Raw genomic sequence first — 24,985 nt, 5'->3', positions numbered from 1 at the left:
TATGAGTAAGGCCCTACCTATCGCTGTCGCTGTTCTACTCGGCGGTGCCGCACTTGTTCCTGTTTACTATGCAACCAAGACACCTGCTACGCAATCAGCAACATCAACTCAACCTGCTGCAAATGCTTCAGCTGTCGCAAAAATTAGCTATGCATTAGGTTACGAAGTCGCACATCAAACACCACCTGAGTTGGATATTGATAGCTTTGTAACAGGTGTGCGTGCTGGCCATGCTCGTACTAAACCAGCTTATACAGAAGAAGAACTGCAAAAAGCATATACTGAGTTCCAACAAGAAATGCAGAAAAAACAACTGCAAAGTAATCAGCAAGCGCAAAGCTCAAGCGATAACTTTTTAAATGAAAACAAAGCAAAAGCAGGTGTTAAAACTACAGCGTCTGGCTTGCAATACCTGACAACCAAAGAAGGTACAGGCAAACAACCTCAAGCGACTTCTGTGGTAAAAGTACATTACACAGGTAAGCTTGTTGACGGTACTGTATTTGACAGCTCTGTAGAGCGTGGTGAACCGATTGAATTCCCACTGAACCAAGTAATTCCAGGTTGGACTGAAGGTCTACAGCTCATGAAAGAAGGCGGTAAAGCAACACTTTATATTCCAGCTAATCTTGGTTACGGTGCGCAAGGTGTTCCAGGGACTATTCCACCAAATAGCACATTAATTTTTGATGTTGAACTCATCGAAGTTAAATAATAAAACTATGCAGGAGAGCCTAAAAACTCTCCTGCTTCATTTTGAGATAAAAGCATGAAATTAGGATTGGGTTTATTGTGTTTTGCACTGTGCACAAGTAGCACCTTTGCCAAAGACGTTAATAATAAAAGTAGCGCCGCAGAGCAAGTCGGTTATAGCTTTGGCTATTTAATGGGTCGCAGTAATGCTGAATCTATTAAAGATCTCGATATTGATGCTTTTGTTTCAGGACTAAAAGCAGCATCCAAAGGTCAAGCTTCGTCGCTAACCGATGAAGAAATGACACGTGCCTTAACCCAATATAAAAAGCAAGCTGAAGCAAAACAACTCATTGAACTGAAGCAAAAAGCCGATGCAAATGCAAAAATTGGCAATGCATTCCTCAGTGAAAATGCGAAAAAGCCTGGCATGCAAATCACAAAATCTGGCTTACAGTATCAAGTGATTCAGCAAGGTAAAGGAAAAACGCCTAAAGCCAATTCAACTGTAAAAGTACATTATGAAGGCCGTCTATTGGACAATACGGTATTTGATAGCTCTATTGCACGTAACCAACCTGCTATGTTCCAAGTCAGCCAAGTGATCCAAGGTTGGACTGAAGGCCTACAACTAATGAAAGAAGGAGCAAAATATCGCTTCTTTATTCCTGCAAATTTAGCTTATGGACAAATTGGCTCAGGTGATGTCATTGAGCCAAACAGCACACTTATCTTTGATGTTGAACTCATCGAAGTTGTGAATAAATAAAATTCTAAAAATGTTTAAACTGGGCGTAATGATCAATTGATTACGCCCAATACTCAATTATTTAATTTCCACTTTCTTTATTTATTTATTTATTTTCAATCATCAAAATTTCACATTGCTATCTTAGATTTAGATAAATCATTTTTGTTATTTATGCTTTAATTTCTAAGCATTCAAACGATCCATTGCCTTACAGGGATTTAACCATGACCGTCAAAATTAAAACACGCGAAATTGAATATACTGCTGCAGATGGCACAAAATTGATCGGCTATTTTGCCGCGCCTGAAACATCTGAACCCGTTGCAGGTGTATTGGTTTCACCTGAATGGTGGGGACGTAATGAATATACCGAACAACGTGCTCGTGAATTGGCTGAACATGGCTATGCGGCTTTAGCATTGGACATGTATGGTGACAAAAAAGTTACCACAGATGCGAAACAAGCTTATGAATGGATGATGCAAACCTTTGATCATGCAGACACAATTGTGACCCGTGCGTCTGCAGCTTTAACCACTTTGGCACAGCAATCTGAAGTAAATGCAGCTAAACTCGGAGCAATCGGTTTTTGCTTTGGCGGTAAAGTGGTCTTAGACCTCGCACGTTCAGGAGCAGCACTTGAAGCTGTTGTGACATTCCATGCGACCTTGGCGACAGCAACACCGGCTCAAACCGGCCAAGTCCAAGCTGAGATTTTGGTGCAACATGGTGAACTAGACTCGATGGTAACTCTGGATGATGTGGCGAGTTTCCGTGAAGAAATGCATGCTGCGGGTGTGAACCATAATGTCATCGTGTATGCCGATGCCAAACATGGATTTAGCAATCCTTTGGCTGATGAACGTGCAAAAGCGAATAATGTCGATTTAGGCTATAACGCAGCAGCAGAGCAACAAAGCTTAAATGCGATGTATGAATTACTGGATCGAACTTTAAAAGCTTAATCATCATTTGGCTCAGAACTAAAGAGTGATGAAATAAAGTTTCAAATTCAAAAAATAAACGAGGAGATAAAGATGACAGAACTCAATTGCCCATATTGCAACTTCGACGAATATGACGTGCTTGCAAAAAATGATTTTGGTGTTGTGCTTCCTGAGCCTCATAGCTTGTCGAAGGGTCATAGTGTCATTGTTCCCCTTCGACATGTCAGTTCTTTTTTTGATGTGACAGACAAAGAACGTAAAAGTTTGATGTCGCTACTTGAACAAGCGCGTAATGAACTGAATTTAAAATATCAACCTACAGGCTTTCATATTGGTTTCAATGATGGTCATGTTTTTGGTGAGGAAACGGCTCATGTGCATATTCACATCATTCCACGCTATGATAACCAAAAACTAGCACTTGACTCACGTTGGGGTTTTGAAAATTAAACCATGACCCACTATGAAAAAGGAGCTTCGGCTCCTTTTTTAAAGCTCCATATCCTCTAGTCCAAGCAAACTATGTACGCCAAAGCAGCGACTTAAAGCATGTATACTATGCACAGATTTTAGTTTCGATGTTGCTTCATGTTTAAATTTTCAGATGCCCTGCTTGAATGGTTTGATATCCATGGTCGCCATGATTTACCTTGGCAAGTTGCAGATGATCCGTACAAAGTTTGGGTCTCGGAAATTATGTTGCAGCAAACCCAAGTCAAAACGGTTTTACAATATTTTGACCGTTTCATCACACGCTTTCCAACTGTGAACGACTTAGGCACGGCTTCTTGGGATGATGTCGCGCCCTATTGGGCTGGACTCGGCTATTATGCACGTGCACGTAATCTACATAAAGCAGCAGGAATTGTTGCACGGCAGGGACATTTTCCAAAGACTTTGGCTGAGTGGATCGAGCTTCCTGGTATAGGTCCATCTACTGGTGGTGCCTTAATGTCACTGGGTTTACGCCAATATGGCGTGATTATGGATGGTAACGTGAAACGTGTACTTTCACGCTTTTTTGCCATTGAAGATGACTTATCTAAACCGATGTATGAACGTGAAATGTGGAAATTAGCAGATGAGCTTTGCCCTATTGAACGCAATCATGACTACACTCAAGCCATCATGGACTTGGGAGCTACGATCTGTACCCCCAAAAAACCACTATGCCTATATTGTCCAATGCAACAGCATTGCAAAGCACATCAACAAGGTATTGAAGCAGACCTTCCCTTTAAAAAACCGAAAAAGGGTGTTCCTGTTCGCTCGGCAAAAGTCTTATTAATCCAATCTCAAGATGAATGGTTTTGGCTACAACGTTCAGACAGTGGCTTATGGGGCGGCTTATGGTGTTTACCTATTTTTGATGAGCTTCCAGCCTTACAACAGCAAGCGCAGACCTTAGCCTTAACCGCGTTGCCACAACGGGTCGAGATTTCACATAGCTTTACCCACTTTACTTGGCAACTTGAAGCATTATGTTTCAAAGCAAGCAATAATCAAAAAGAACATATCTCAATTGAACTACAAGGTCAGTGGTTAAGTCCAATTGCTGCAACACAGTTAGGTATACCAACAGCAATGAAAAAACTCATTTCTGCGCTAGAAAGTACGGCCGTATCTGTGCCATAGTCAGACTCGACTTAAATAACGAATAGGGATATTTGTGATTCAAAAAGTGTCTGTTAGCCGCCTTGTCGTTGGCACTGTAATCAGTTTATTTATAGCCCTACTTTCTGCCTGTACCTCAGCACCTAAAAAAGTACCCTCTTCTAGCCTTCCTGCTGCGGAAGTGAAAAAGTTGCAACAAATGCGCTTGGCTAATCAACTTCCTGTACCCGTTCATCAAGTCAAACGTAGTCAACTTAAAGACACTTGGGGTGCAGCACGCAGTCAAGGTCGCAGCCATGAAGGCATTGATATTATAGTTCCACGTGGAACAAAAGTATTGAGTGCCACAGAAGGTTTAGTTGCCGACTTACGTAATAACAATTTGGGTGGTAAAGTGATATGGATTATGGGGCCTGCTGGTTCATGGCACTATTATGCGCACCTTGATGGCCACAAACGTGGTTTACAGGTAGGCGACTATGTCAAAAAAGGCGATGTGATTGGTTATGTGGGTAACACTGGAAACGCACGCCATACCGCACCGCATTTACACTATGGCATTTACTTAAATGGTAAGGGTCGAAATGCGGTAAATCCTTATCTATATTTACGTTAATTTTTTAGGAATCTTACATGTCAGAAGCGTTGATCAATCGTCTGGTGGAATTTGCAGAATCAGGCAATCAACAAAAAATTAGTCTTAATGGTCAGTCACATCAGGGCTGGATCATGGAGATTACTGAAGAAGCCCTGCTGATTAGCACAGGTTACGCAGACAAATCTGGCAAAGATGTATGGATTCAATTTGCAGATTTAGGACAAGCTACCCTGTCCTATTGGGATAATAAAAGTGATCAATGGACTGAATTTAAAATTTAAGTTTCAGTTGTCACAGGAGCACTGGACATGACAAAACAACGCTGTGGTTGGTGCTCTGAAGACCCTTTATACATGCATTACCATGATCATGAATGGGGAAAAGCCAATCATGATGAAACACACTTGTTTGAAATGCTGTGTCTTGAAGGACAACAAGCTGGCCTTTCGTGGATTACCGTACTCAAAAAGCGTGACTGCTACCGTCAACATTTTTTTCAGCATGCTATAGCCGATATTGCTGCATTGACTGAAGTACAATTACAAGAAAAATTACAAGATGCTGGACTCATCGACATGTCGGAAAATTAACTGCTATTCGTGATAATGCCAAAGCATGGCAAAACCTTAAAGCACAAGGCATAGATCCCGTACAGTGGTTATGGTCATTTGTGAATAATACAGTTCAACAAAATGATGTCGCAGATTATCGCGCAGCTCCCGCACAAACCTTGCAGAGTCAAGGCTTATCTAAAGCATTAAAAAAACACGGCTTCAAATTTGTAGGCCCCACGACTTGCTATGCATTCATGCAAGCAATTGGCATGGTAAACGACCATGAAAATCATTGTGAATTTAAATAGTTAAGCAAATAAATTTAGAGTATTCATAGATTAATAAGGACTAAGGACAATGAGTGACAATTTAATTCGTGCTTTTGCTGCAATGAATGCCGGTGAAACATTGGTTCCCTATCAATTTGATGCAGGTGAACTACAAGCCCATCAAGTTGAAGTCAAAGTTGAGTACTGTGGTTTATGTCATTCAGATGTTTCAATTATCCAAAATGACTGGAAATCCTCAGTCTATCCGGTGATCCCAGGCCATGAAATTATCGGAACGATCACACAACTTGGTAGTGAAGCCAAAGGTCTAAAACTGGGTCAACGTGTTGGGATTGGTTGGACTGCTGAAAGCTGTCAAAACTGTGATCCCTGCATCTCAGGGCAGCAAGTACAATGCACGGGTGGAAAAACGGCTACCATCGTGGGACACGCAGGTGGTTTTGCAGATAAAGTCCGTGCAGGTTGGCAATGGGTGATTCCTCTCCCTGATGATTTAGATCCTGTGAGTGCAGGCCCACTTTTATGCGGTGGAATTACTGTATTTGATCCAATTTTACAGCACCAGATTCAAGCCATTCATCACGTTGCAGTGATTGGGATTGGCGGCTTAGGTCATATGGCAATTAAGTTATTGAAAGCATGGGGCTGTGAAATTACTGCATTCACCTCAAGTCTTGATAAAACGGAAGAACTCAAGGCCATGGGTGCAGACCATGTACTCAGCAGTCGTGACACGTCTGCACTTAAAGCACATCGCGGCACATTTAATTTAATTTTGAGTACAGTGAATGTCACTTTAGACTGGCAAGCTTATTTATCTACACTGGCACCAAATGGCAGTGTGCATATGCTCGGACTTGCACTGGAGCCAATGCAAATTCCTGCAGGTATGTTGATTAGTGGTGCTAAATCAGTCACTGGTTCTTCAACTGGTTCGCCTGCCGCACTGCGTCAACTTTTAAAATTTGCCGCACGTCAAAACATTGCACCACAGATTGAACTGTTCCCAATGTCACAAGTGAATGAAGCCATAGAACGCTTACATTCAGGCCAAGTGCGATATCGTATTGTGCTTAAAGCGGATTTTGATTAACGCTATTCAATTCAACGTTTAAAGCCTTTTTAACCCAATTGGCCAATAACTGTATCGCCTGTCGTATCTGTTCAGACAGTTCATGTCCTGCATTCAGGCGAATACAGTTACGGTAACGATCTGCACCACCAAACAACAGTCCCGGTACAATGTTGATACCGTGCTGTTGGGCAAAACAATACAGATCCCAACTGTCAATCTGCGCGGGCAATTGCAACCAGAGCGCATAACTTCCCTGCGGCTGATTCAAGCGAATCTCCACACCTTCAAATGCATGGCCAATAAAATCACGATATTGCTGTACTTGCTCATGCAGTTTAGGTCTTAAAGCCGTTAAATGCTGGCGATAAGCGCGACTGTAAATTAAATCAGCCAACCCCAATTGCAGCGGGGTATTCACCAAAACATTTTGAATCAGTAACTGCGCATGTAAATGTTTAAGCCGTGTTGGTAGGCAAAACCAACCCACCCGATAAGAAGGTGACAACGATTTCGAGACCGAACCGCAATACACCACATATCCGTGCTGATCCCAATATTGAATAGGTAAAGGACGCTGCTGCGCATGACTACACTCAGCATAAATATCATCCTCAATCACTGGACATTGATACTGCGCCGCCAATTGTGCAATTTTTTCTTTTTCTTGATTACTTAAACAAAAACCCAAAGGATTTTGAAAGTTTGCTGTTAATAAGCATGCTTTCGCATGGGGTTGTCGCATGGCTTGGGCTAAACGCTCTAAATCAAAACCCTGACTATCTGCAGGTATTTCAATGATTTTACGTTTTAATAAAGCGAGCAATTGCAACTGACCATTATAATTCGGTGTTGGCACAATAATGCTGTCACCGGGTTCAGTCATAGTTTGAATAATGGTCGAAAGTGCAGGCATGCAGCCATTACTGATATAAATTTGTTCAGCTGCAATATGAAATCCGTCCTCAGCCCAATGTGCGGATAACGCATCACGCAGTATTGGATGTCCTTGTCGATCACTATAAAGAAAATCTTCGGGCTTACAATGTTTCAGCGCACGCTGCACAGAACGACGTAAGGCTTCAGTAGGAATCAAATTTGGTGAGAGCTGAATGGAACCAAGATGAATCAATTGATTATTGATAGCATCTTCTTGAATCTGAATTTGTAATTCTAAATGCGACACATCACGCGATGCAGGTTGAAAATCTGGATGCTCTGGCAATGCTAAGTGATCATGCGGGTTAACAAGCTGCTGCTGTTTTACAAAATAGCCTGCCTTATTTTGCGCATAAATCAAACCTTGCGCCTCGAGCAACTCATAACAATTTTTTGCGGTATTCAAACTAATACCTTGCTGTTGAGCAAATTGACGAAGCGAATTGAGGCGCTGCCCTGCGATCAATTCACCGCTATAAATTTTATGCGCCATGCTTGCCGCTAAGCTTTGATATTGAAACGCCATCTGTACCCTTTTTTTAATATTTTCTGTATCTGTACCCATAAAAATAACAGATTTAAGCTGTGTTTATTCAGTTCAAAATCAAAAAATACAGAGGAGGATGTATGGCTTTCAAACTTACAAAATTTACTTTGGGCAGCGTTTTCATCGCTACATTTTTATTGAGTGCCTGTAAGCAAGATGCGCAAACTGCGGCAGAACAGCAGCAAAATTTCATTTGTAATGCTTTGATTGAAGGTTTTCTCAATGCCCAAAAGCTGAATGAATATAAATTAAGAAAGATCCAGCCCTTAGCAACCGGTAATCTGCAGCAAAAAATCTATGTCTATTCAGCTCAACACAGTAACAGCTTAAATTTGACGCCCCAACAAGCTAAGTTACGCTTTGCCTGTCAACAGACCTCGTCACGCCAAATTCAAATTAAATTGCATGATCCAAAAAAAGCTGACAACCAGTTAGAAACTCTGCTGAGTATTGAACTTCCAGAACCTCAACAACTTAAAAAGCTGACTGCTTATTCATTGGCTGAGTCATCACGACCGAGTTTGCAAAGATAGCGTCTATTTTAAAACGTCATGAAGTGCTATTGGTTTATAGGTTGCCAGTTGCACTTTCATTTTTTGCAGCATTTGATAAGGCTGTTGCTGTACGAACATATTCACAAAGCTGAGTGGAATCGACCCTTCAGGGTTCGCATACCCTGAAGTCGACACTTTCACTTTTTGATTACTTAAACGTTGGAAGGTCCAATCACCTTCATATTCGGTTAAACGTACATAATTGGGATGAAGTGGATAGCCTTTTTTAAGGGCTTTGTTTTGAATACTGATGTTGCCCTGTGCATCTTTGCGTATTTTACCCTGCACGACTAAGTCACGGTCTTTTAAGGGAAAAGGAAAATCCAAAACCATATACAGCGTAAATTCGCCTTTTTTGTCATCTCGGGACAGGACTTTTACGCTGCCCATATAAGGCACCCATTTCACTGCATTTTCTACATCTAAAACCAAACTGACTGCATTTTCCATCGGCACATCAAAACTGGTTTCAGCTTTATATTGAATGACAGGGTTTTGTTCATTTTGATAGGTCCAAACTTTAATATTATTTTTATGAATACTGAGTTTAGCATTGTCCATTGGTTTCGCTTGTACTGCCGCAGTCACTGCGACAGTACAAAGCATACATATGACTTTTTTCATTCCATTGATCATCTTATTTTAATTTTATTTTGTTGTTATAACGGAATTTAACGGAAGTTTATACCTCAATATCGTTAAAGCCCAATACATCTTTCATGTCATATTTACGTGCGTCACGACCCACAACCCATGCTGCGGCACGAACAGCACCGGCTGCAAAGTTCATACGATTGGTCGCTTTATGCGTAATTTCCACACGCTCACCTTCCGCAATAAACATCGCTGTATGCTCACCCACAATGTCACCACCACGAATGGTTTGGAAACCAATGGTTTTACGCTCACGCGGGCCTGTATGACCTTCACGACAATACACGGCATCTTCTTTGAGATCACGACCTAAAGCACCGGCAATCGCCTCACCCATCATTAACGCTGTACCTGATGGCGCATCGACTTTATGGCGGTGATGAGCTTCAATGACTTCAATATCTACTGTGTCACCAAATACTTTTGATGCAAGTTCAAGCAGTTTAATCGAAACGTTTACACCGACCGAATAGTTCGCTGCATACACCACTGGAGTGTGTGTTGCAGTTTCATCTAAATAGGCTTTTTGTTCGTCATTCATACCAGTCGTACCAATCACGATTGCCACCCCAGCTTCACGGCATAATTTTAAATGCTGTGCTGTTGCAACAGGAGCAGTAAAGTCGATGACCACATCACAATCTTTCAGTACATCAGCCAAGTTACCGACAACCTTCACACCCACTGCACCAATGCCAGCAAGTTCACCAGCATCTGCACCAATTAAGCTGCTTTCAGGACGTTCTACTGCAGCAGCCAATTGATAGCCCGCTTGTTGAACGGCTTGAATTAAGATGCGTCCCATACGACCGCCTGCACCTAATACACCAATGCGTGGAGAAGCTGACATAACATTTTCCTAATGTTGATTCAAAATTGGTCTTACTATAGCAAAACTCCATGCACAGGCTAAGTTGGAATTCATAAAAAGTGCAAATTTCCTGATGCATTTACAGTCAATGCTTACGCACTGCACTTCCATCGCTTTTCAATCTGATTGACGCTTACATCACCAAGCTCGCTCAATTTCACGGTATGATAGGCGCGTTCTTTTTATCCTGAATTTTCATGAAAACCCTATTGTATCTTTGTGCGGCAGTCTGTATTGCACTGGCATGGCTGATTCCGATTCATTACCGACCTTGGGCCACGTATACCGGTGAGCTTTATACCTTTTTTGCCCTGTTTGCCTTAGCGGCAACGTTCTTTAAAGAAAAGCTCATGGTGGCAAAAATTTCCTTGCCCCTGTTGCTCTTAGCGTTGATTCCCTTTGTGCAACTGGCTTTTGGGCAGGTGTATTATTTTAGTATTGCCTTACTCTGTATGCTGTTTGTGTTCAGCTTCTGGCTGTGTATCAATCTTGGTTTTAGCCTCTCACAAGGTACGGAAAAACGCGAAAAAACCTTCCTATACCTGAGCTATACCTTTGTTGCATCTGGGGTCATGACAGGGCTCATCGCAATATGTCAGTGGTTAGATTTCGACTCGTTTCTTCCTTTTGTGATGAAAATTAGTGGAACTACGCGCCCATTTGCAAACTTTGCTCAGCCAAATAACATGGCCACGTTTCTGCTCATGTCCTTGTTAGCCTGCTTATATGTTTATGAACAGCAAAAAGTTAAAACCCGCTATTTGGTCACTTGTGCAATTCCTATTTTAATTGGGGTCGCGCTCAGCCAATCTCGCACCTCTTGGGTGGCAAGTATCTGTGTCCTAGTCTATTTGGCTTATGCACAGTACAAAGATTATATCCGTCTTCGCTGGTTTTACAGCTTGGCCTGGTTTATCGGCTTTGTGGCACTGATTGTATTGATGCCAAAATTAAGTCAAATCATGAGCCAAATATCCGACATGAATATTCAAGAAAGTCGTGACGTAGTCAAACGTGCTGGTGGAGATATGTCTCGTTTAGCCATTTGGCAACAAATGGCGCATGCCGTAGCTGCACAGCCTTGGTTTGGCTATGGTTGGCATCAGACTAGTAGCGCTTTTGTCTCGATCTCTGACACGGTGCAAGGGCCTGTATGGATTCGTAGCTCACACAATTTTATTTTGGATTTCTTATTGTGGAATGGCGCCATTATTGGTGTACCGTTCTTGACCTATTTCGCTTATTGGGGCATCCAATTACAGAAGTTAGCCAAGTCTGCATTATCTGTGATTGGCCTATTGATGGTCGGTGTCTTCGTTATTCATGCCATGTTGGAGTTTCCGCAAAACTACGCATATTTCTTACTGCCTGCGGGTTTTATTATTGGGATTCTTCAAGCAGCGAAGCCACAGACGGCTACTTTGAGCCTGTCTCCGTGGTTTATCCGCATTGTTTTCGTGATTGGCGCCGTGCTGATTACGGTGATTTATCGTGATTATGCCAATGCAGCGATTCAGCTGGGTCAGGCATCAAAATATGAAAAAACACCGGAGAAAATCACCAACCATGAGCCGATCTATTTGCTCACGGAATTTAGACATCGGGTGGCGATTATTCGTTTAAATCCGTACTCCATCGTTTCTGAACAAACCATTCAGGATACTGAAAAATTGGTTCGCAGCTACCCAGCGAAATACCACATCATTAAATATGCACGTTTATTGGCCTTTAATGGTCGTGAGGCTGAAGCACGTCATCAGCTACAGCGTCTTAAAAATATCTATAGGCTCGACATGAGCTATGAGAGTTTATTACTACCTATAGCACAGCCGAAACCTTAAAACGCTCATTAAAAAAGCTGCAATTTTGCAGGCTTTTTTATAGCTAAGTTCAAATCACAGCGAACTCAAGCAAATCATATCAATTAATCAAATAAACGGTCGAAGAATGATTTTTTCTTCGGAGATGATTTATTGTCATCGCCATCCATCGTGTCTTGTAACTCTTTTAACAATTCACGTTGACGAGCCGTTAAATTCACTGGCGTTTCCACCACGATACGGCAGAGTAAGTCACCAGTCATGCTGGTACGTACAGGTTTCACACCTTTACCACGTAAGCGGAACAATTTGCCAGTTTGAGTTCCTTCAGGCACTTTCAAGCTCACACGACCATCGAGTGTCGGAATTTGAATTTCTTTACCCAATGCAGCATCTGCAATACTTACAGGCACATCCATATATAGGTCAGCGCCATCACGTTGGAAGATTTCGTGTTCACGTACCACCACTTCTACATATAAGTCGCCTGCTTGGCCATCACGGATCGCCTCGCCTTTGCCACTTAAACGTACGCGGTCGCCATTATCCACACCTGCAGGAATGGTCACTTCTAAAGTTTGCTGACGGTCAGAAACCCCTGAACCATGACATTTATTACATGGGTTCTTAATAATTTTACCTTGACCACGACAGGTGCTACAGGTTTGCTGCACAGAGAAGAAGCCCTGTTGCATACGCACTTGACCTGCACCATGACAAGTTTTACACGTTTCGACGTCGTTTGGATTTTTAGATCCTTTACCATCACAGGCATCACATGGCGCTGGCGCAGTAAAGGTAATGGTTTTTTTCACGCCTTTTACAGCTTCCTCAAGGGTAAGCTCCATAACATAGCGTAAGTCTGAACCACGGCGTGCACGTTGCTGACCACCACGGCCACCACCGCCAAATGCGCCACCGAATATGTCACCAAACTGACTAAAGATATCTTCTGCGCTAAAACCGCCACCGAAGCCACCGCCGCCGCCCATGCCGCCTTCAAACGCTTGATGTCCCATACGGTCATACATACTACGTTTTTCGCTGTCCGATAAAACTTCATATGCTTCTGCAGCTTCTTTGAATTTTTCTTCAGCTTCTGGGTTATCTGGATTACGGTCAGGGTGATACTTCATCGCCAACTTACGGTAGGCTTTTTTAATTTCATCATCACTTGCGGTTTTAGATACACCTAAAACCTCATAATAATCACGTTTAGCCATGTCTGGCGATGCTCCTCACGGAATTTAATTTAATACTTAACTGTGGTCTGAAATTGGGGAATCAAACCATTTTTTCAAGGGGTAGGCAGGAAAAAAATAAATCGACTTAGAAAACAGCCTTATTTTTAATGAATTTGGATAGACCTTGGATCCATGCATTTAATAAATACAAAAAGGCAATCGCAGCAAAGACCACACCAATTACCGTGCATGCAGTCACCCAAAGATAGGTGTCCCAATAATAGAAAAATAAAGGAATAAACCACAGTGCGGCAAAAATGGCCATCATGGAATAAATCACGACGGTGCGCATGACCCAAAGCGCTTGGGCTTGGAGCCAAACTTCTGCAGAATCGATTTGAGTGACTTTGCGTGCAAAGCCGTAGGCAAATACACCACTAATCAGGGTAAATAAAGCGAAAAACATGAAGACATAAGAAATCGCAACATAACGGCGATACTTAGCTAAACTCTCTACTGTCATCTGTGATTCAACCCCGTACACCACAATATGCCGCGCTGCACTTGTGGTTGTTTTACTTTTTAAAAATGTCTTTGTAGATCAGGTGCTACTATAGAGAAAAATTCAATATTTCGCACCCAATATTATGACACTTTTAAGGATTCTGCTGAGCTTTTTTCACTTTAAACCACTGTGCATATAGCGCAGGTAAAAAGAACAAGGTCAGCAGGGTCGCCACGATCAATCCACCCATAATCGCCACGGCCATTGGACCGAAGAATATGCTGCGAGAAAGTGGAATCATCGCCAATACAGCGGCCAATGCAGTCAACACAATGGGACGGCAACGACGTACCGTCGCATTGATAATCGCCTCCCAAGCCGACTCCCCGGACTGAATATCTTGTTCAATCTGATCAATCAAAATCAGTGAATTGCGCATAATCATTCCAGACAGTGCAATCGTGCCGAGCATCGCCACAAAACCAAAGGGTTTATTAAACAATAACAGGAATAACACCACGCCAATAATGCCCAAAGGTGCTGTTAAAAATACGATCATCGCCCGTGACATGCTGCGTAATTGAATCATCAACAAAGTCATGACAACTGCGAGAAATAATGGCATGCCTGCATTTACAGAAGTTTGGCCTCGTGCTGACTCTTCCACAGTGCCGCCTACTTCGAGTAGATAACCATTCGGCATCTCTGCACGTAACTGATCAAATGAATCTTTTAACTCACCCACCACCGTTGCAGGTTGCAATTTACTGCGAATATCCGCGCGCACAGTAATGGTCGGTAAACGGTTACGATGCCAAATCAAACCTTCTTCAAAGCTATACTCAATTTTCGCAATCTGCGCCAATGGCACTGAACCACCATTGCTGGTCGGTACTGCCAAACTGCTGAGCGAACCGACATCCAATCGCTCCGCTTGATCACCACGCATCCGAATTTCAATCAGCTCTCGTTTCTCACGATACTGATTAATCACCGCACCACTGATTGAACTATTCAGGAAATTGGACAGATCTAAGCTGGAAACTCCCATTTGACGTGCGCGATCTTGGTCGATGTCCAGTTTAATAACTTTGCTTGGCTCACCCCAATCCAAATGCACATTGGTGGTGTTCGGGTTTTCACTGACTTTTGCAGACACACGTTGTGCCCACTCACGCACTAAGCTTAGATCTTCACCCGACACGCGGAACTGCAATGGATAACCCACAGGTGGCCCATTTTCTAAAAGTGAAACCCGTGTACGTACTTCAGGTAAGAGCTTACGAATTTCTTCTGCTAATGACTGGCGGATCTCATTACGATCATCTAAAGATGAAGCCAATACCACAAACTGAGCAAAACTGGCTTGGGGTAACTGCTGATCTAGAGGTAAATAAAACCGCGGCGAACCGGTACCCACATAAGCCACAAAATTATCAATGCCTTGTTTTTTCGACAAGAACGCTTCGACTTTTTTTACTGCCGCTTCTGTGGCTTTCAGCGACGCACCTTCCTCAAGCTTTAAATCCACTAAAATTTCAGCACGGTTTGACGGTGGGAAGAACTGCTGTGGTACGGTTTTAAACATTAAAATCGATAACACAAAAATGCCCACCGTCGCTGCAATCACCGTCTTGCGATAAGTCACACAAGTGTCAACCCAACCACGGAAACGTTGATAAAACGGAGACTGATAAGGATCATGATGTTCGCCGGCATGATGCACCATCGGCTGAGGTTCAGGTTGTTTGCGCAAACGTGCCCACAGGCGCTGATACCACGGGGCTTTTTGTACCAAATCTTTGTTGAAATCGGGCAGTAATTTATCCCCCAAATAGGGAACAAACAGCACTGCTGCAAACCATGACACCACCAATGCGATAGTGACCACTTGGAAAATCGAGCGAGTGTATTCCCCTGTGCTCGATGCGGCTGTGGCAATCGGCAAAAATCCTGCAGCCGTAATTAGCGTGCCTGTTAGCATTGGAAATGCAGTCGTCCGCCATGCATGTCCGGCGGCTTGTAACCGGCTATAGCCCTGCTCCATTTTGATCGCCATCATTTCGACAGCAATAATCGCATCATCCACCAATAAGCCGAGTGCGAGAATCAATGCTCCCAAAGAAATCTTGTGCAAACCGACATCAAACATCTGCATACCGGCAAAGGTCATTGCCAAGACCAATGGAATGGAAAATGCAACGACAAGACCTGTAGGGAAACCCAAGGAGAAGAAGCTCACCAATAGGACGATAATCACCGCCTCAGCGAGGACTTTCATAAACTCATTGACACTGCGCTTCACGGCTACAGGCTGATCCGACACTTTTTTTAGTTCCATGCCCAAGGGCAAGGTTTTTTGCAAGCGGGCAAATTCTGTTTCTAGGTTTTTACCCAAAGCCAGAATGTCGCCACCTTTACGCATCGATACTGCAATGCCTAAACCATTTTCTCCCATAAAACGCATACGCGGCTGCGGTGGATCACTAAAGCCCCGATGTACATCTGCTACATCACCCAATTGAATCGTTCGACCATTCACCAATAAGGGCATCTGGCGCAGTTCATCAATGTTTTGTAAATTACCACTGACACGTACTTGAATCCGGTCAGAATTGGTTTCAAAAAAGCCAGCACTGGCAACCGTGTTTTGCTGCTGCAAGGCTTGTTGAATCGCCGTTACGGGTATGCCCATTTGTGTGGCTTTGGTGTTGGAAATTTCAATCCAAACTTTTTGATCTTGTAGACCAATCAAATCCACTTTCGCAACGTCTTTGACCCGTTGTAACTGGAGCTGTAAACGGTCGGCATATTCCTTCATGGTGGCATAGTCAAAGTCTTTGCCGGTCAGCACATAGATATTACCAAAGGTGTCACCAAACTCATCATTAAAGAAAGGACCTTGCACCCCAGATGGTAATTGATGGCGAATATCATTGACCTTTTTACGCACGGTGTACCAAACATCAGGGACTTGCTGCGAACGTAAACTGTCCTTGGCCACAAAGGTCACCATGGATTCACCCGGACGTGAATACGCCATGATGCGTTCATATTGCCCCGTGGTCATCAGTTCTTTTTCAATCCGATCGGTGACTTGTAGCGAAACTTCTTTGGCTGTTGCACCAGGCCAATAGGTTTGAATCACCATGACTTTAAAGGTAAATGGCGGGTCTTCACTCTGCGACAATTTGGAATAAGAAAATATCCCAACGATGCCCAGCAGAATCATAAAATAAAGGATTAAGCCTTTATTTTTCAGTGCCCACTCAGACAAGTTAAAATTCATTATTTAACTCCTGCCTGAATGTGTACCGCTCGATTTTCACGATCAACAGGTTGTATTTTTTGTTTTTCGCGGAGCAAATGCACACCGCCAACCACCACAAAATCCCCTGCTTGCAGACCACTAAGTACGGGCACGCTGTCACGTCCGTATTCACCTAAACTCACTGGAACTTTACGTACCGTATTATCTGCATTGACCACCATCACATATGCCTGCTGACCACTCGCAGACACACTCGATAACGGCACATGCAAAACATTCTGCTGTGCTTTGGTTAAAAATACCCGTGCACTTTGCCCCAGTTGAATGGCACTATTGCCTTCACGCAATGCCACTTTGACACTATATGTACGAGACTGATCGGCTGCAGGACTAATTTCACGCACATAGCCTGCAAATTTTTCCTGTGGTTTCGACCACAAGGTGACCCATGCATCCTGCCCTGTTTTAATTTCAGTAACCGCTTGTTCAGGCACACCAATGACCACTTCACGTTCACCTGCAATCGCCAATTGAAATGCCGGTTGTCCTGCTGCAATCACTTGACCAATCTCAATATTGCGCTCAGTAATGACCCCAGTTTTATTGGCAATTAATTGGTTATAACCGGTCTGATTACGACTCACATCATAATTGGATTGAGCTTGCTTTAAGTTCGACTGTGCTGCTTTATATTGGTTTTCTACAGCATCGTACTGCGAGCGACTCACGGCATTGACTGGCAATAATTGCTTAAAGCGTTTTAGTTCATCTTCAGCAATGTGTGCAGCGGAACGCGCACTTTCAAGCTGCGCTTGTGCTGCATTCAGTTGCAACTGTGCATCTTTGACGTCTAATTTTGCCAAGACTTGCCCGACTCGGACTTGGTCTCCAACATCGACATAGCGCTCAGTGATTTGGCCGCCAACCCGAAAAGCTAAAGCTGTTTGCTGGCGGGCTTGTACATCACCCGCATAACTTTTTTGTTCAAAATGTGTGGCGCCCGGCTGAGTCACCATCACAAATGGCACTTCCTGTTCCGTTTGGGCTTTATCCTTGCTGCATCCCCATAAGGTCACACTGCAAACGATAATCATGCTGACAACTGTGGTCTTAATCGTACTCATGAAGTTCGCTCTTAATAAAAAGTCTTTTTTAGGGCAGAATATTATTCAATTAATTTGGTTATTTTTTAATTAATAAACCATGCGGTACATTAATTAGATTAATTATCCTAAATCAATGACCTTTTCGCCTTTTTTGGAATTTTTTTAGCAAATGAATGTCGGCCGCCCGAAAGACTTAGAAAAACGACAACGGATTTTAGAGTCTGCAAAACAATTATTTTTAGAAATGGGCTATCACGGTTGCAGCATGAATCAGATTGCGCAACATGCAGGGGTCACCAAACTGACGGTCTATAATCATTTTCAGGACAAAGCCACCTTATTTACCAGTGCAATTGAAGATACCTGTGAATATATTTTAAATACTCGCCCGCGACATCTGCACAGCGAAAGTCATTTTATGCAGGCTTTCATTGAAATTTGTGAGTTGGGGCTGAACATCATGAATTTGCCAGAAGCCATTAAACTGGACTTATTACTTTTGGAGTTGGCTGCCGAACACAGTCCCTTGGTGGAACAGTTTTTCCGTGCCTCACATTTGAAAATGCGCCAAGTCTGGGAGAATTTCTTTCAAGACGCAGCAGCTTTAAATTTCATTCAGCAGGATAATCCTGCCCGACAAACTGAACTGATTGTGTCGCTACTGATGGGACTACGCCATCAAGAAGTCTTATTGGGCATGCGCCCAGTACCTGAAACAGCAGAGCGACAGGCCATTATTCACTCTGCCATCGACATCTTTATGCTGAAATATCAACTCGGCACACAGAGCTAAGCATTTTCTGAAATATTTCAAGGCTAAACTGAAACAAATGGCATAGCTACTGCTCATTTACCTAGAAAAGTCATCCGACTTTTGTCTGTACCCCCCTTTTGCCACAGCACTTTCGGGGTATAGTCGAGACAGGAATACGCGGAGAAATAACAAATGATTCAACAAATTGATGCTCCATTACGTGAAGACGTGCGCTTACTGGGCAATTTATTAGGTGAAACCCTAAAGCAGCATGCAGGACAAGATTTGTTTAATCAGGTAGAGCAAATTCGTGCTTTGTCTAAAGGCGCGCGCGATGGACAAGTTGAAGCTGAAAAACAGTTAGAACAATTATTTTTAAATTTAAAAGATGAAGAAATTCTGCCTCTGACCCGTGCATTTACGCACTTTCTCAACTTCGCCAATATTGCCGAACAATACAATGTGGTGCGCAGCCGTCGCCAAAGTGAGTTTGATGAGCAAGCACCATCACCGAATCCACTCGATCATTTATTTGAAAAATTTAAAAGCAATAACATCAGTGCGGACCAACTGTTCCAACAAATTTGTGAATTAAAAATTGAACTGGTCCTGACTGCACATCCAACTGAAGTCAGCCGCCGTACCTTGATCCAGAAATATGATGGGATTAATGATTGCCTGTTTAAAATGGATCAACAAAAACTTACACCACGCGAACGCAAAGCCGTACTGGATGATTTAAAACAACTGATTTGCTCGGCATGGCAAACGGATGAAATTCGTCAACATCGCCCGACGCCTGTCGACGAAGCTAAATGGGGCTTCACGACCATTGAACAGACCTTGTGGAATGCTGTACCCAAATTCATGCGTGAATTGGATGGCATGGTTCAAGATCATTGTGGCAAGACCTTGCCTTTAAATGTTGCTCCTGTGCGCTTTGCATCATGGATGGGCGGTGACCGTGATGGCAACCCAAACGTCACCCATAATATTACTCAAGAAGTGCTGTGGCTTTCACGTTGGAAAGCTGCCGACTTGTATTTACGCGATATCGAAGACCTGCGCTGGGAACTTTCGATTCAAGAATGCAGTAAAGAACTTAGTGATGCCTTAGGCCATTTCCACCCTGAACCCTATCGTGAATATCTACGTGATGCGCGGGAACGCCTCAAAGCCACTCGTCACTGGTTGGCACTAAAACTCCGTGGTGAAGATGCTGACGATAGCCAAGTCATTAAAAGCCGCCATGAGCTGCTCGATCCACTATTGGTTTGCTACCGTTCACTGATTGACAGCGGTTTACCTGAAATTGCCAATGGTCAGTTACTCGACTTTATTCATCGGGTAAATTGTTTCGGTATCGAATTACTCAAACTCGATATTCGTCAGGAATCCACACGTCATCGCCAAGCGATTTCTGCTATTACGGAATATTTAGGTTTAGGTAATTTTGAAACATGGACGGAGCAAGCCCGTCAAAACTTCTTGATTCAGGAACTCCAAAGCAAACGACCTCTGCTACCGAAGTTTTTAAATGAGCCGAAACAAAGTCTGATTGAACATCCGGATGTACAAGAAGTCTTTGCGACCATGCGCACTTTGGCAGAACAGCCACCTGAAAGTTTAGGGGCTTATATTATTTCCATGGCAGAACATCCGAGTGATGTCTTGGCCGTATTGTTACTGCAAAAAGAAGCCGGCATCAAACAAGCGCTACGTGTCGTGCCACTGTTTGAAACCTTAAAAGATTTGGATGGTGCAGCCCGTACCATGAATACCCTATTTAATATGCATTGGTATAAGCAGCATATTCAGGGTAAACACGAGGTGATGATTGGCTATTCAGACTCAGCCAAAGATGCGGGCTTTATGTCGGCAAACTGGGCGCAGTATCGTGCACAGGAAGAATTAACCGCAGTTGCGAAAAAACATGATGTACAACTGACATTATTCCATGGCCGTGGCGGTTCAATCAGCCGTGGTGGTGCGCCGACACAGCAAGCGCTGTTTTCACAGCCACCGGGTTCGATTTCAGGAGCGATCCGTGTCACAGAACAAGGGGAAATGATTCGCTTCAAGTTTGGATTAGAAGGCATTGCCTTACAAAACTTAGAAATTTACACCGCAGCGACCTTAGAAGCGACCTTATTACCACCGCCTGAACCGAAACAGGAATGGCGTCAGCTCATGCACAGCATGACGGATCTGTCGGTACAGGTGTATCGTCAAACCGTGCGTGAAAATCCGCATTTTGTAAAATATCTACGGACTGTGACACCAGAACTTGAACTGCAAATGTTACCGCTTGGCTCACGCCCAGCCAAACGTAAAGTTAGCGGTGGAATTGAGTCATTACGTGCGATTCCTTGGGTGTTCGCATGGACGCAAATCCGTTTGATGTTACCTGCTTGGCTCGGTACAGGTGCTGCGATTAATCAAGTGATTGATCAGGGTCAAAAGCAGACACTCGAAGAAATGTTAGAGCAATGGCCTTATTTCCAAACCCTGATTGATATGTTGGAAATGGTCTTGTCTAAGGCTGATGGTCATGTGGCGCTGTATTATGAGTCTCATCTGACTGATGACTCAGACCTCAAACAATTGGGCGAAGAGTTGCGTCAGCGCTTACGTGATGCGGTACAAACGCTATTAGCACTCAAAGGTGAATCAAAATTACTCAGCAGTAACGATGTGCTCGACCAATCCATGAAGGTGCGTAAACCTTATTTATTGCCACTACATTTACTGCAAGCCGAGCTAATGAAACGCCGCCGCGCTTACCTTGCCGAGCGTCAGGCTGAAAATACCCCAGTCGACCATGCGTTGATGGTCAGCATCGCGGGTATTGCGGCAGGGTTGCGTAACACTGGCTAAATCTTCCAAGTTTTCAAAAAGCACACAGAACTGTGTGCTTTTTTTTTGACCATTCATATTGGTTTTAATTTATTTTGGAATATATAAAATAAGAAAAATTTATGAAGAATTGGCTCCAAGCCTATTTGATTAATTGCATGATTTAATGCCTTTTTTACACCTTTAAAACTTTTACCATTTGGTAAATTTACATGTAAAGTCATGTAATTAGTTTGAACAAAATATTTTTAAAAGAGATTAAATCTTCTAAAAAACAAGAGTATGATGTGCACAATTTATCTATTGAGTGCTCATTTTATGTCCAATTGGTTTCCCAAATGGCGCCCGTACGAAGGCAATATTGATGCACGTCCTGTAGGTACAAATGAGTACCTACCTCCGGTGCAAAGTGTTGTATTGGGGATACAACATGCCTTTGCAATGTTTGGTGCAACTGTCCTTGCGCCATTTTTGATGGGCTTTGATGCCAACCTTGCGATTTTAATGTCGGGGATCTGTACCATCCTGTTCTTCTTTATGACAGGTGGTCGTGTACCAAGTTATTTAGGCTCAAGCTTTGCCTTTATTGGTGTGGTCATTGCCGCAACAGGTTATGCAGCGTCAGGTACTGGCGCGCCCAATGCCAATATTGCATTGGCTGCTGGCGGGATCATGGCCTGCGGTATTTTATATGCCATTTTTGGTTTTATCGTGATGGCAACGGGTACCCGTTGGATTGAAAAACTCATGCCACCTGTAGTGACAGGTGCAGTGGTGATGATCATTGGTCTCAACCTTGCCCCAGTGACCATTAAAGGGGTTGCCGGTAATAACTTTAATATGTGGATGGCATTAGTCACTGTACTATGTATGGGTTCGATTGCGGTGTTCACGAAGGGCTTATTACAACGCTTATTGCTATTGGTCGGTCTATTACTGGCATATTTGGTGTATTACATCATTTCCAATGTCATGGGTCATGGCACACCAATCAACTTCGTTCCAGTACAAGATGCAGCTTGGTTTGGTGTTCCTCAATTCCACTCGCCTGTTTTTGATTTCAATGCCATGCTGATCATTGCACCGATTGCGTTGATTTTGGTTGCTGAAAACCTTGGCCACATCAAAGCTGTAGGTGCGATGACAGGTGAAAACCTCGATCCGCACATTGGTAAAGCCTTCGTTGCAGATGGTGTTGCAACCACACTATCAGGCGGTGTCGGCGGTCCGGGTATGACCACCTATGGCGAAAATATAGGTGTGATGGCAGTAACACGTGTTTACTCGACCATCGTTTTTGTATTTGCAGGTGTATTCGCCATCTTCCTTGGTCTTTCTCCAAAGTTTGGTGCGATTATTCATACCATTCCGCAAGCCATTTTGACAGGTGCATCGATTGTTGTATTTGGTCTAATTACCATTGCAGGTGCGAAAATTTGGATTGAAAACAAAGTCGATTTCTCAAAAAATAAAAACCTGATGGTGGCAGCAGTCACGATTATTTTAGGTACAGGTGACTTTGCACTTCAATTCGGTAACTTCAACTTAGGTGGTATTGGTACTGCTACATTTGCAGCGCTGATTTTGAACTGGTTCTTTAGCTTGGGCGATAAATCAGAATAAGCCTCCAAAGCATTTAAAAAAGAATACAACATTCATTTGAAAAGCGGCCGAAAGGTCGCTTTTTTTTATAGCTGCTCTTTCGGTAAGATAAGGCATTAGCCAAGGAATACACCATATGCGACTGGATTTGTTCGACCTCCAATTGGTGCTGCACATTGTAGAAAGCGGCAGTCTGACCAAAGGCGCTGCTCGTTCTGCCATCTCGCTACAAGCAGCCAGTGAACGGATTAAAAAACTCGAACAGCATTACCGCACAGCCCTTTTCACTCGCCAAGCCAAAGGGGTCAAACTGACTCTTGCCGGTCAAACCTTGGTTGAACATGCACAGCGCATCTTAGGTGAGGGGCAACAATTAGAACACGCGATGCTGCCCTTTGCCCATGGGCTAAGTTCCAATATGACCTTATGGTGTAATTCATCTGCACAAAGTGAATATTTGCCGGTTTTGCTGCCACGCTATTTGCTGGAAAATCCCAATACACAAATTGAGCTGCATGAAGCCGAGTCTAAAGACATCATTGCAGCGATAGAGCAAGGTAATGCACAACTAGGCTTAATTTCAGGTTTCTTTAAATCTGAACAACTACAAACGCTTGAGTTTGCAAATGATCCTTTGGTACTGATTTGTCCTATAACTCATGAATTGGCCTCGATATCTAGCGTCAAACCCGCAGAGATTTTAAATTATCCCTTTGTCGGTTTGATGCAATATCATTCCTTGCAACAATCGATCGAGGCTCAAGCCAAATTATTCGGCTGTGAAATTCAGTATCGGCTGCGTTTGCCGAACTTTGCCGCAATCGCCCAAGTGGTGGCGAATGGTGTGGGCATTGCCATCATGCCAAAACGTGCAGCCCAACGATTAATCAATTTGTATGCCTTTGCCCAAGTTGAGCTCAGCGGTGACTGGGCCAATCGAAAATTGCTGCTCACCGCACGTAATTTTGATGATTTACCCTTAAATTATCAGCATTTCAGTCAGTTTCTACTGTCACAAAAATCTACTTTAGATGGCTAAGTCTAGGCTTCAAATCACTCCTAACTGGTGCAGCATCATATAGCCACCGAGGGCAATCAACCCGATAAAAAACACCTTACGGAATTCTTGTTCTGGAATGCGATAACGGATTTTTTTCCCTGCCCACATGCCAATGAGCGCTGGAATCAGTGCCATGGCTGACATGGCATAATCAATCGGAAAATCTTCCACAGGATTTTGCTGTAAGAACACTGCCAAACAAATAGTCGACGTGGTAAAGGCCAAACCGAGTGACTGTACGAGATCATCGCGTTTCAGTTGCAAACCTTGCAAATATGGCACCACAGGAATCACCACCACACCGGTCGCAACAGTCAGCGCTCCACCAAGATAACCGATCATTGGAGATAGCCATTTTTCATGTGGTGCAAAGTTCGGCAAGCTTTTGGCACAAAGCCCATACAGTCCGTATAGTGCCAACATGCCCCCCAGTAAAGCTTCACTTTTAAATTCACCATGTCCTAAAGTTGGAAAAATACTCCAAATTGAACCGACGATAATCCCAAGTAACAAGGGCCAAAAGCGTTGAATTAGTCGCAGCACCTGCCCTTCGGCAAATAGTTGCCAAAAGTTGGTGACCATAGATGGAATGATCAATAACGTGGCTGCCTGAAATGGACTGATCACCATGGTGAGGAGGCCCATCGATACCGCAGGCAGGCCTAACCCAATCGTGCCTTTAATTAGACCTGCGATTGCAAAAACGGTGATGACGAACCAAATCATGGCGAAACTCGCTGAAG

Annotated in this window: 22 protein-coding genes and 1 pseudogene; 15 read left to right on the top strand and 8 right to left on the bottom strand. The window is 43.4% G+C overall.

Annotated elements, in window-relative coordinates; translation table 11 throughout:
- The first annotated feature begins 1 nt into the window (after position 1).
- The 9 genes and pseudogenes from AVJ20_RS10450 to ahr all read left to right on the top strand — a co-directional run bounded on the left by AVJ20_RS10450 (position 2) and on the right by ahr (position 6,540).
- Entirely contained in the window at positions 2 to 715 is a 714-nt protein-coding gene (locus AVJ20_RS10450; protein WP_067765642.1) for an FKBP-type peptidyl-prolyl cis-trans isomerase, read from the top strand.
- A 54-nt stretch (positions 716 to 769) separates the two neighbouring features.
- Entirely contained in the window at positions 770 to 1,462 is a 693-nt protein-coding gene (locus tag AVJ20_RS10445) for an FKBP-type peptidyl-prolyl cis-trans isomerase (RefSeq protein WP_111885163.1), read from the top strand.
- Positions 1,463 to 1,668: 206 nt separating this feature from the next.
- Positions 1,669 to 2,409 carry a dienelactone hydrolase family protein gene (locus tag AVJ20_RS10440; RefSeq protein ID WP_111885162.1) on the top strand — a complete coding sequence of 247 codons (741 nt, stop codon included), beginning with the start codon at positions 1,669 to 1,671 and terminating at the stop codon, positions 2,407 to 2,409.
- 72 nt (positions 2,410 to 2,481) lie between these two features.
- Complete coding sequence (locus tag AVJ20_RS10435; protein WP_067765651.1) at positions 2,482 to 2,841, top strand: HIT family protein; 360 nt, start codon at positions 2,482 to 2,484, stop codon at positions 2,839 to 2,841.
- Positions 2,842 to 2,979: 138 nt separating this feature from the next.
- On the top strand, positions 2,980 to 4,026 hold the full coding sequence (gene mutY / locus AVJ20_RS10430) for an A/G-specific adenine glycosylase (protein WP_111885161.1): 1,047 nt from the start codon (positions 2,980 to 2,982) through the stop codon (positions 4,024 to 4,026).
- A 79-nt stretch (positions 4,027 to 4,105) separates the two neighbouring features.
- Positions 4,106 to 4,621 (top strand): M23 family metallopeptidase, encoded by a 516-nt coding sequence (locus AVJ20_RS10425; RefSeq protein ID WP_228157200.1) that lies wholly within the window; start codon positions 4,106 to 4,108, stop codon positions 4,619 to 4,621.
- 17 nt (positions 4,622 to 4,638) lie between these two features.
- Positions 4,639 to 4,884, top strand: coding sequence for a hypothetical protein (locus AVJ20_RS10420; RefSeq protein WP_067765657.1), 246 nt, complete (start codon positions 4,639 to 4,641; stop codon positions 4,882 to 4,884).
- A gap of 27 nt (positions 4,885 to 4,911) precedes the next feature.
- Positions 4,912 to 5,465: pseudogene (locus tag AVJ20_RS10415) on the top strand (DNA-3-methyladenine glycosylase I).
- Positions 5,466 to 5,514: 49 nt separating this feature from the next.
- Complete coding sequence (gene ahr, locus AVJ20_RS10410) at positions 5,515 to 6,540, top strand: NADPH-dependent aldehyde reductase Ahr (RefSeq protein ID WP_111885160.1); 1,026 nt, start codon at positions 5,515 to 5,517, stop codon at positions 6,538 to 6,540.
- Here the strand turns inward: ahr and AVJ20_RS10405 are convergent.
- Positions 6,521 to 7,984, bottom strand: a complete 1,464-nt coding sequence (locus AVJ20_RS10405; RefSeq protein ID WP_111885188.1) for a PLP-dependent aminotransferase family protein — start codon at positions 7,982 to 7,984, stop codon at positions 6,521 to 6,523. The two genes, ahr and AVJ20_RS10405, sit on opposite strands and share 20 nt — an antisense overlap.
- Positions 7,985 to 8,085: 101 nt before the next feature.
- Here AVJ20_RS10405 and AVJ20_RS10400 point away from each other — a divergent pair, with 101 nt between their 5' ends.
- Positions 8,086 to 8,538 carry a hypothetical protein gene (locus tag AVJ20_RS10400; RefSeq protein ID WP_228157196.1) on the top strand — a complete coding sequence of 151 codons (453 nt, stop codon included), beginning with the start codon at positions 8,086 to 8,088 and terminating at the stop codon, positions 8,536 to 8,538.
- Between the two features lie 3 nt (positions 8,539 to 8,541).
- On the opposite strand, the gene AVJ20_RS10395 is transcribed toward AVJ20_RS10400, so the two are convergent.
- Positions 8,542 to 9,183 carry an START domain-containing protein gene (locus AVJ20_RS10395; protein WP_111885159.1) on the bottom strand — a complete coding sequence of 214 codons (642 nt, stop codon included), beginning with the start codon at positions 9,181 to 9,183 and terminating at the stop codon, positions 8,542 to 8,544.
- Between the two features lie 58 nt (positions 9,184 to 9,241).
- Complete coding sequence (gene dapB, locus AVJ20_RS10390) at positions 9,242 to 10,063, bottom strand: 4-hydroxy-tetrahydrodipicolinate reductase (protein ID WP_111885158.1); 822 nt, start codon at positions 10,061 to 10,063, stop codon at positions 9,242 to 9,244.
- Between the two features lie 218 nt (positions 10,064 to 10,281).
- Between dapB and AVJ20_RS10385 the strand changes: the two genes are divergently transcribed.
- Positions 10,282 to 11,925: a PglL family O-oligosaccharyltransferase gene (locus tag AVJ20_RS10385; protein WP_111885157.1), complete on the top strand. Its 1,644-nt coding sequence runs from the start codon at positions 10,282 to 10,284 to the stop codon at positions 11,923 to 11,925.
- An 83-nt stretch (positions 11,926 to 12,008) separates the two neighbouring features.
- On the opposite strand, the gene dnaJ is transcribed toward AVJ20_RS10385, so the two are convergent.
- The 4 genes from dnaJ to AVJ20_RS10365 all read right to left on the bottom strand — a co-directional run bounded on the left by dnaJ (position 12,009) and on the right by AVJ20_RS10365 (position 17,988).
- Positions 12,009 to 13,127: a molecular chaperone DnaJ gene (gene dnaJ, locus AVJ20_RS10380; protein WP_111885156.1), complete on the bottom strand. Its 1,119-nt coding sequence runs from the start codon at positions 13,125 to 13,127 to the stop codon at positions 12,009 to 12,011.
- Positions 13,128 to 13,233: 106 nt separating this feature from the next.
- Positions 13,234 to 13,611 carry a hypothetical protein gene (locus AVJ20_RS10375; protein ID WP_111885155.1) on the bottom strand — a complete coding sequence of 126 codons (378 nt, stop codon included), beginning with the start codon at positions 13,609 to 13,611 and terminating at the stop codon, positions 13,234 to 13,236.
- Positions 13,612 to 13,744: 133 nt separating this feature from the next.
- Entirely contained in the window at positions 13,745 to 16,882 is a 3,138-nt protein-coding gene (locus tag AVJ20_RS10370) for an efflux RND transporter permease subunit (protein WP_111885154.1), read from the bottom strand.
- Entirely contained in the window at positions 16,882 to 17,988 is a 1,107-nt protein-coding gene (locus tag AVJ20_RS10365; RefSeq protein ID WP_111885153.1) for an efflux RND transporter periplasmic adaptor subunit, read from the bottom strand. Before AVJ20_RS10365 ends, AVJ20_RS10370 begins: the two co-directional genes overlap by 1 nt.
- A 151-nt stretch (positions 17,989 to 18,139) precedes the next feature.
- Here AVJ20_RS10365 and AVJ20_RS10360 point away from each other — a divergent pair, with 151 nt between their 5' ends.
- The 4 genes from AVJ20_RS10360 (at position 18,140) to AVJ20_RS10345 (ending at position 24,221) form a co-directional block, all read left to right on the top strand.
- Positions 18,140 to 18,763 (top strand): TetR/AcrR family transcriptional regulator, encoded by a 624-nt coding sequence (locus AVJ20_RS10360; RefSeq protein ID WP_111885152.1) that lies wholly within the window; start codon positions 18,140 to 18,142, stop codon positions 18,761 to 18,763.
- A 153-nt stretch (positions 18,764 to 18,916) separates the two neighbouring features.
- Positions 18,917 to 21,601 carry a phosphoenolpyruvate carboxylase gene (ppc, locus tag AVJ20_RS10355; protein WP_111885151.1) on the top strand — a complete coding sequence of 895 codons (2,685 nt, stop codon included), beginning with the start codon at positions 18,917 to 18,919 and terminating at the stop codon, positions 21,599 to 21,601.
- Positions 21,602 to 21,898: 297 nt separating this feature from the next.
- Complete coding sequence (locus AVJ20_RS10350) at positions 21,899 to 23,203, top strand: solute carrier family 23 protein (protein WP_111885150.1); 1,305 nt, start codon at positions 21,899 to 21,901, stop codon at positions 23,201 to 23,203.
- 115 nt (positions 23,204 to 23,318) lie between these two features.
- Entirely contained in the window at positions 23,319 to 24,221 is a 903-nt protein-coding gene (locus AVJ20_RS10345) for a LysR family transcriptional regulator (RefSeq protein WP_111885149.1), read from the top strand.
- A gap of 9 nt (positions 24,222 to 24,230) precedes the next feature.
- On the opposite strand, the gene AVJ20_RS10340 is transcribed toward AVJ20_RS10345, so the two are convergent.
- Entirely contained in the window at positions 24,231 to 24,968 is a 738-nt protein-coding gene (locus AVJ20_RS10340) for a sulfite exporter TauE/SafE family protein (protein ID WP_111885148.1), read from the bottom strand.
- Positions 24,969 to 24,985: the final 17 nt, after the last annotated feature.

This window comes from Acinetobacter sp. CFCC 11171, assembly GCF_003268405.1.
GTDB lineage: Bacteria > Pseudomonadota > Gammaproteobacteria > Pseudomonadales > Moraxellaceae > Acinetobacter > Acinetobacter amyesii.
Note: the sequence above shows the minus strand (reverse complement) of the source record. Positions and strands in the feature narration are given on the sequence as shown.

What these genes read in the sequence shown, in the direction of transcription:
- AVJ20_RS10450 (WP_067765642.1), top strand. Translation starts at nt 2, where the DNA reads ATGAGTAAGGCCCTACCTATCGCTGTCGCTGTTCTACTCGGCGGTGCC.
- AVJ20_RS10445 (WP_111885163.1), top strand. Translation starts at nt 770, where the DNA reads ATGAAATTAGGATTGGGTTTATTGTGTTTTGCACTGTGCACAAGTAGC.
- AVJ20_RS10440 (WP_111885162.1), top strand. Translation starts at nt 1,669, where the DNA reads ATGACCGTCAAAATTAAAACACGCGAAATTGAATATACTGCTGCAGAT.
- AVJ20_RS10435 (WP_067765651.1), top strand. Translation starts at nt 2,482, where the DNA reads ATGACAGAACTCAATTGCCCATATTGCAACTTCGACGAATATGACGTG.
- mutY (WP_111885161.1), top strand. Translation starts at nt 2,980, where the DNA reads ATGTTTAAATTTTCAGATGCCCTGCTTGAATGGTTTGATATCCATGGT.
- AVJ20_RS10420 (WP_067765657.1), top strand. Translation starts at nt 4,639, where the DNA reads ATGTCAGAAGCGTTGATCAATCGTCTGGTGGAATTTGCAGAATCAGGC.
- ahr (WP_111885160.1), top strand. Translation starts at nt 5,515, where the DNA reads ATGAGTGACAATTTAATTCGTGCTTTTGCTGCAATGAATGCCGGTGAA.
- AVJ20_RS10405 (WP_111885188.1), bottom strand. Translation starts at nt 7,984, where the DNA reads ATGGCGTTTCAATATCAAAGCTTAGCGGCAAGCATGGCGCATAAAATT.
- AVJ20_RS10400 (WP_228157196.1), top strand. Translation starts at nt 8,086, where the DNA reads ATGGCTTTCAAACTTACAAAATTTACTTTGGGCAGCGTTTTCATCGCT.
- AVJ20_RS10395 (WP_111885159.1), bottom strand. Translation starts at nt 9,183, where the DNA reads ATGAAAAAAGTCATATGTATGCTTTGTACTGTCGCAGTGACTGCGGCA.
- dapB (WP_111885158.1), bottom strand. Translation starts at nt 10,063, where the DNA reads ATGTCAGCTTCTCCACGCATTGGTGTATTAGGTGCAGGCGGTCGTATG.
- AVJ20_RS10385 (WP_111885157.1), top strand. Translation starts at nt 10,282, where the DNA reads ATGAAAACCCTATTGTATCTTTGTGCGGCAGTCTGTATTGCACTGGCA.
- dnaJ (WP_111885156.1), bottom strand. Translation starts at nt 13,127, where the DNA reads ATGGCTAAACGTGATTATTATGAGGTTTTAGGTGTATCTAAAACCGCA.
- AVJ20_RS10375 (WP_111885155.1), bottom strand. Translation starts at nt 13,611, where the DNA reads ATGACAGTAGAGAGTTTAGCTAAGTATCGCCGTTATGTTGCGATTTCT.
- AVJ20_RS10370 (WP_111885154.1), bottom strand. Translation starts at nt 16,882, where the DNA reads ATGAATTTTAACTTGTCTGAGTGGGCACTGAAAAATAAAGGCTTAATC.
- AVJ20_RS10365 (WP_111885153.1), bottom strand. Translation starts at nt 17,988, where the DNA reads ATGAGTACGATTAAGACCACAGTTGTCAGCATGATTATCGTTTGCAGT.
- AVJ20_RS10360 (WP_111885152.1), top strand. Translation starts at nt 18,140, where the DNA reads ATGAATGTCGGCCGCCCGAAAGACTTAGAAAAACGACAACGGATTTTA.
- ppc (WP_111885151.1), top strand. Translation starts at nt 18,917, where the DNA reads ATGATTCAACAAATTGATGCTCCATTACGTGAAGACGTGCGCTTACTG.
- AVJ20_RS10350 (WP_111885150.1), top strand. Translation starts at nt 21,899, where the DNA reads ATGTCCAATTGGTTTCCCAAATGGCGCCCGTACGAAGGCAATATTGAT.
- AVJ20_RS10345 (WP_111885149.1), top strand. Translation starts at nt 23,319, where the DNA reads ATGCGACTGGATTTGTTCGACCTCCAATTGGTGCTGCACATTGTAGAA.
- AVJ20_RS10340 (WP_111885148.1), bottom strand. Translation starts at nt 24,968, where the DNA reads ATGATTTGGTTCGTCATCACCGTTTTTGCAATCGCAGGTCTAATTAAA.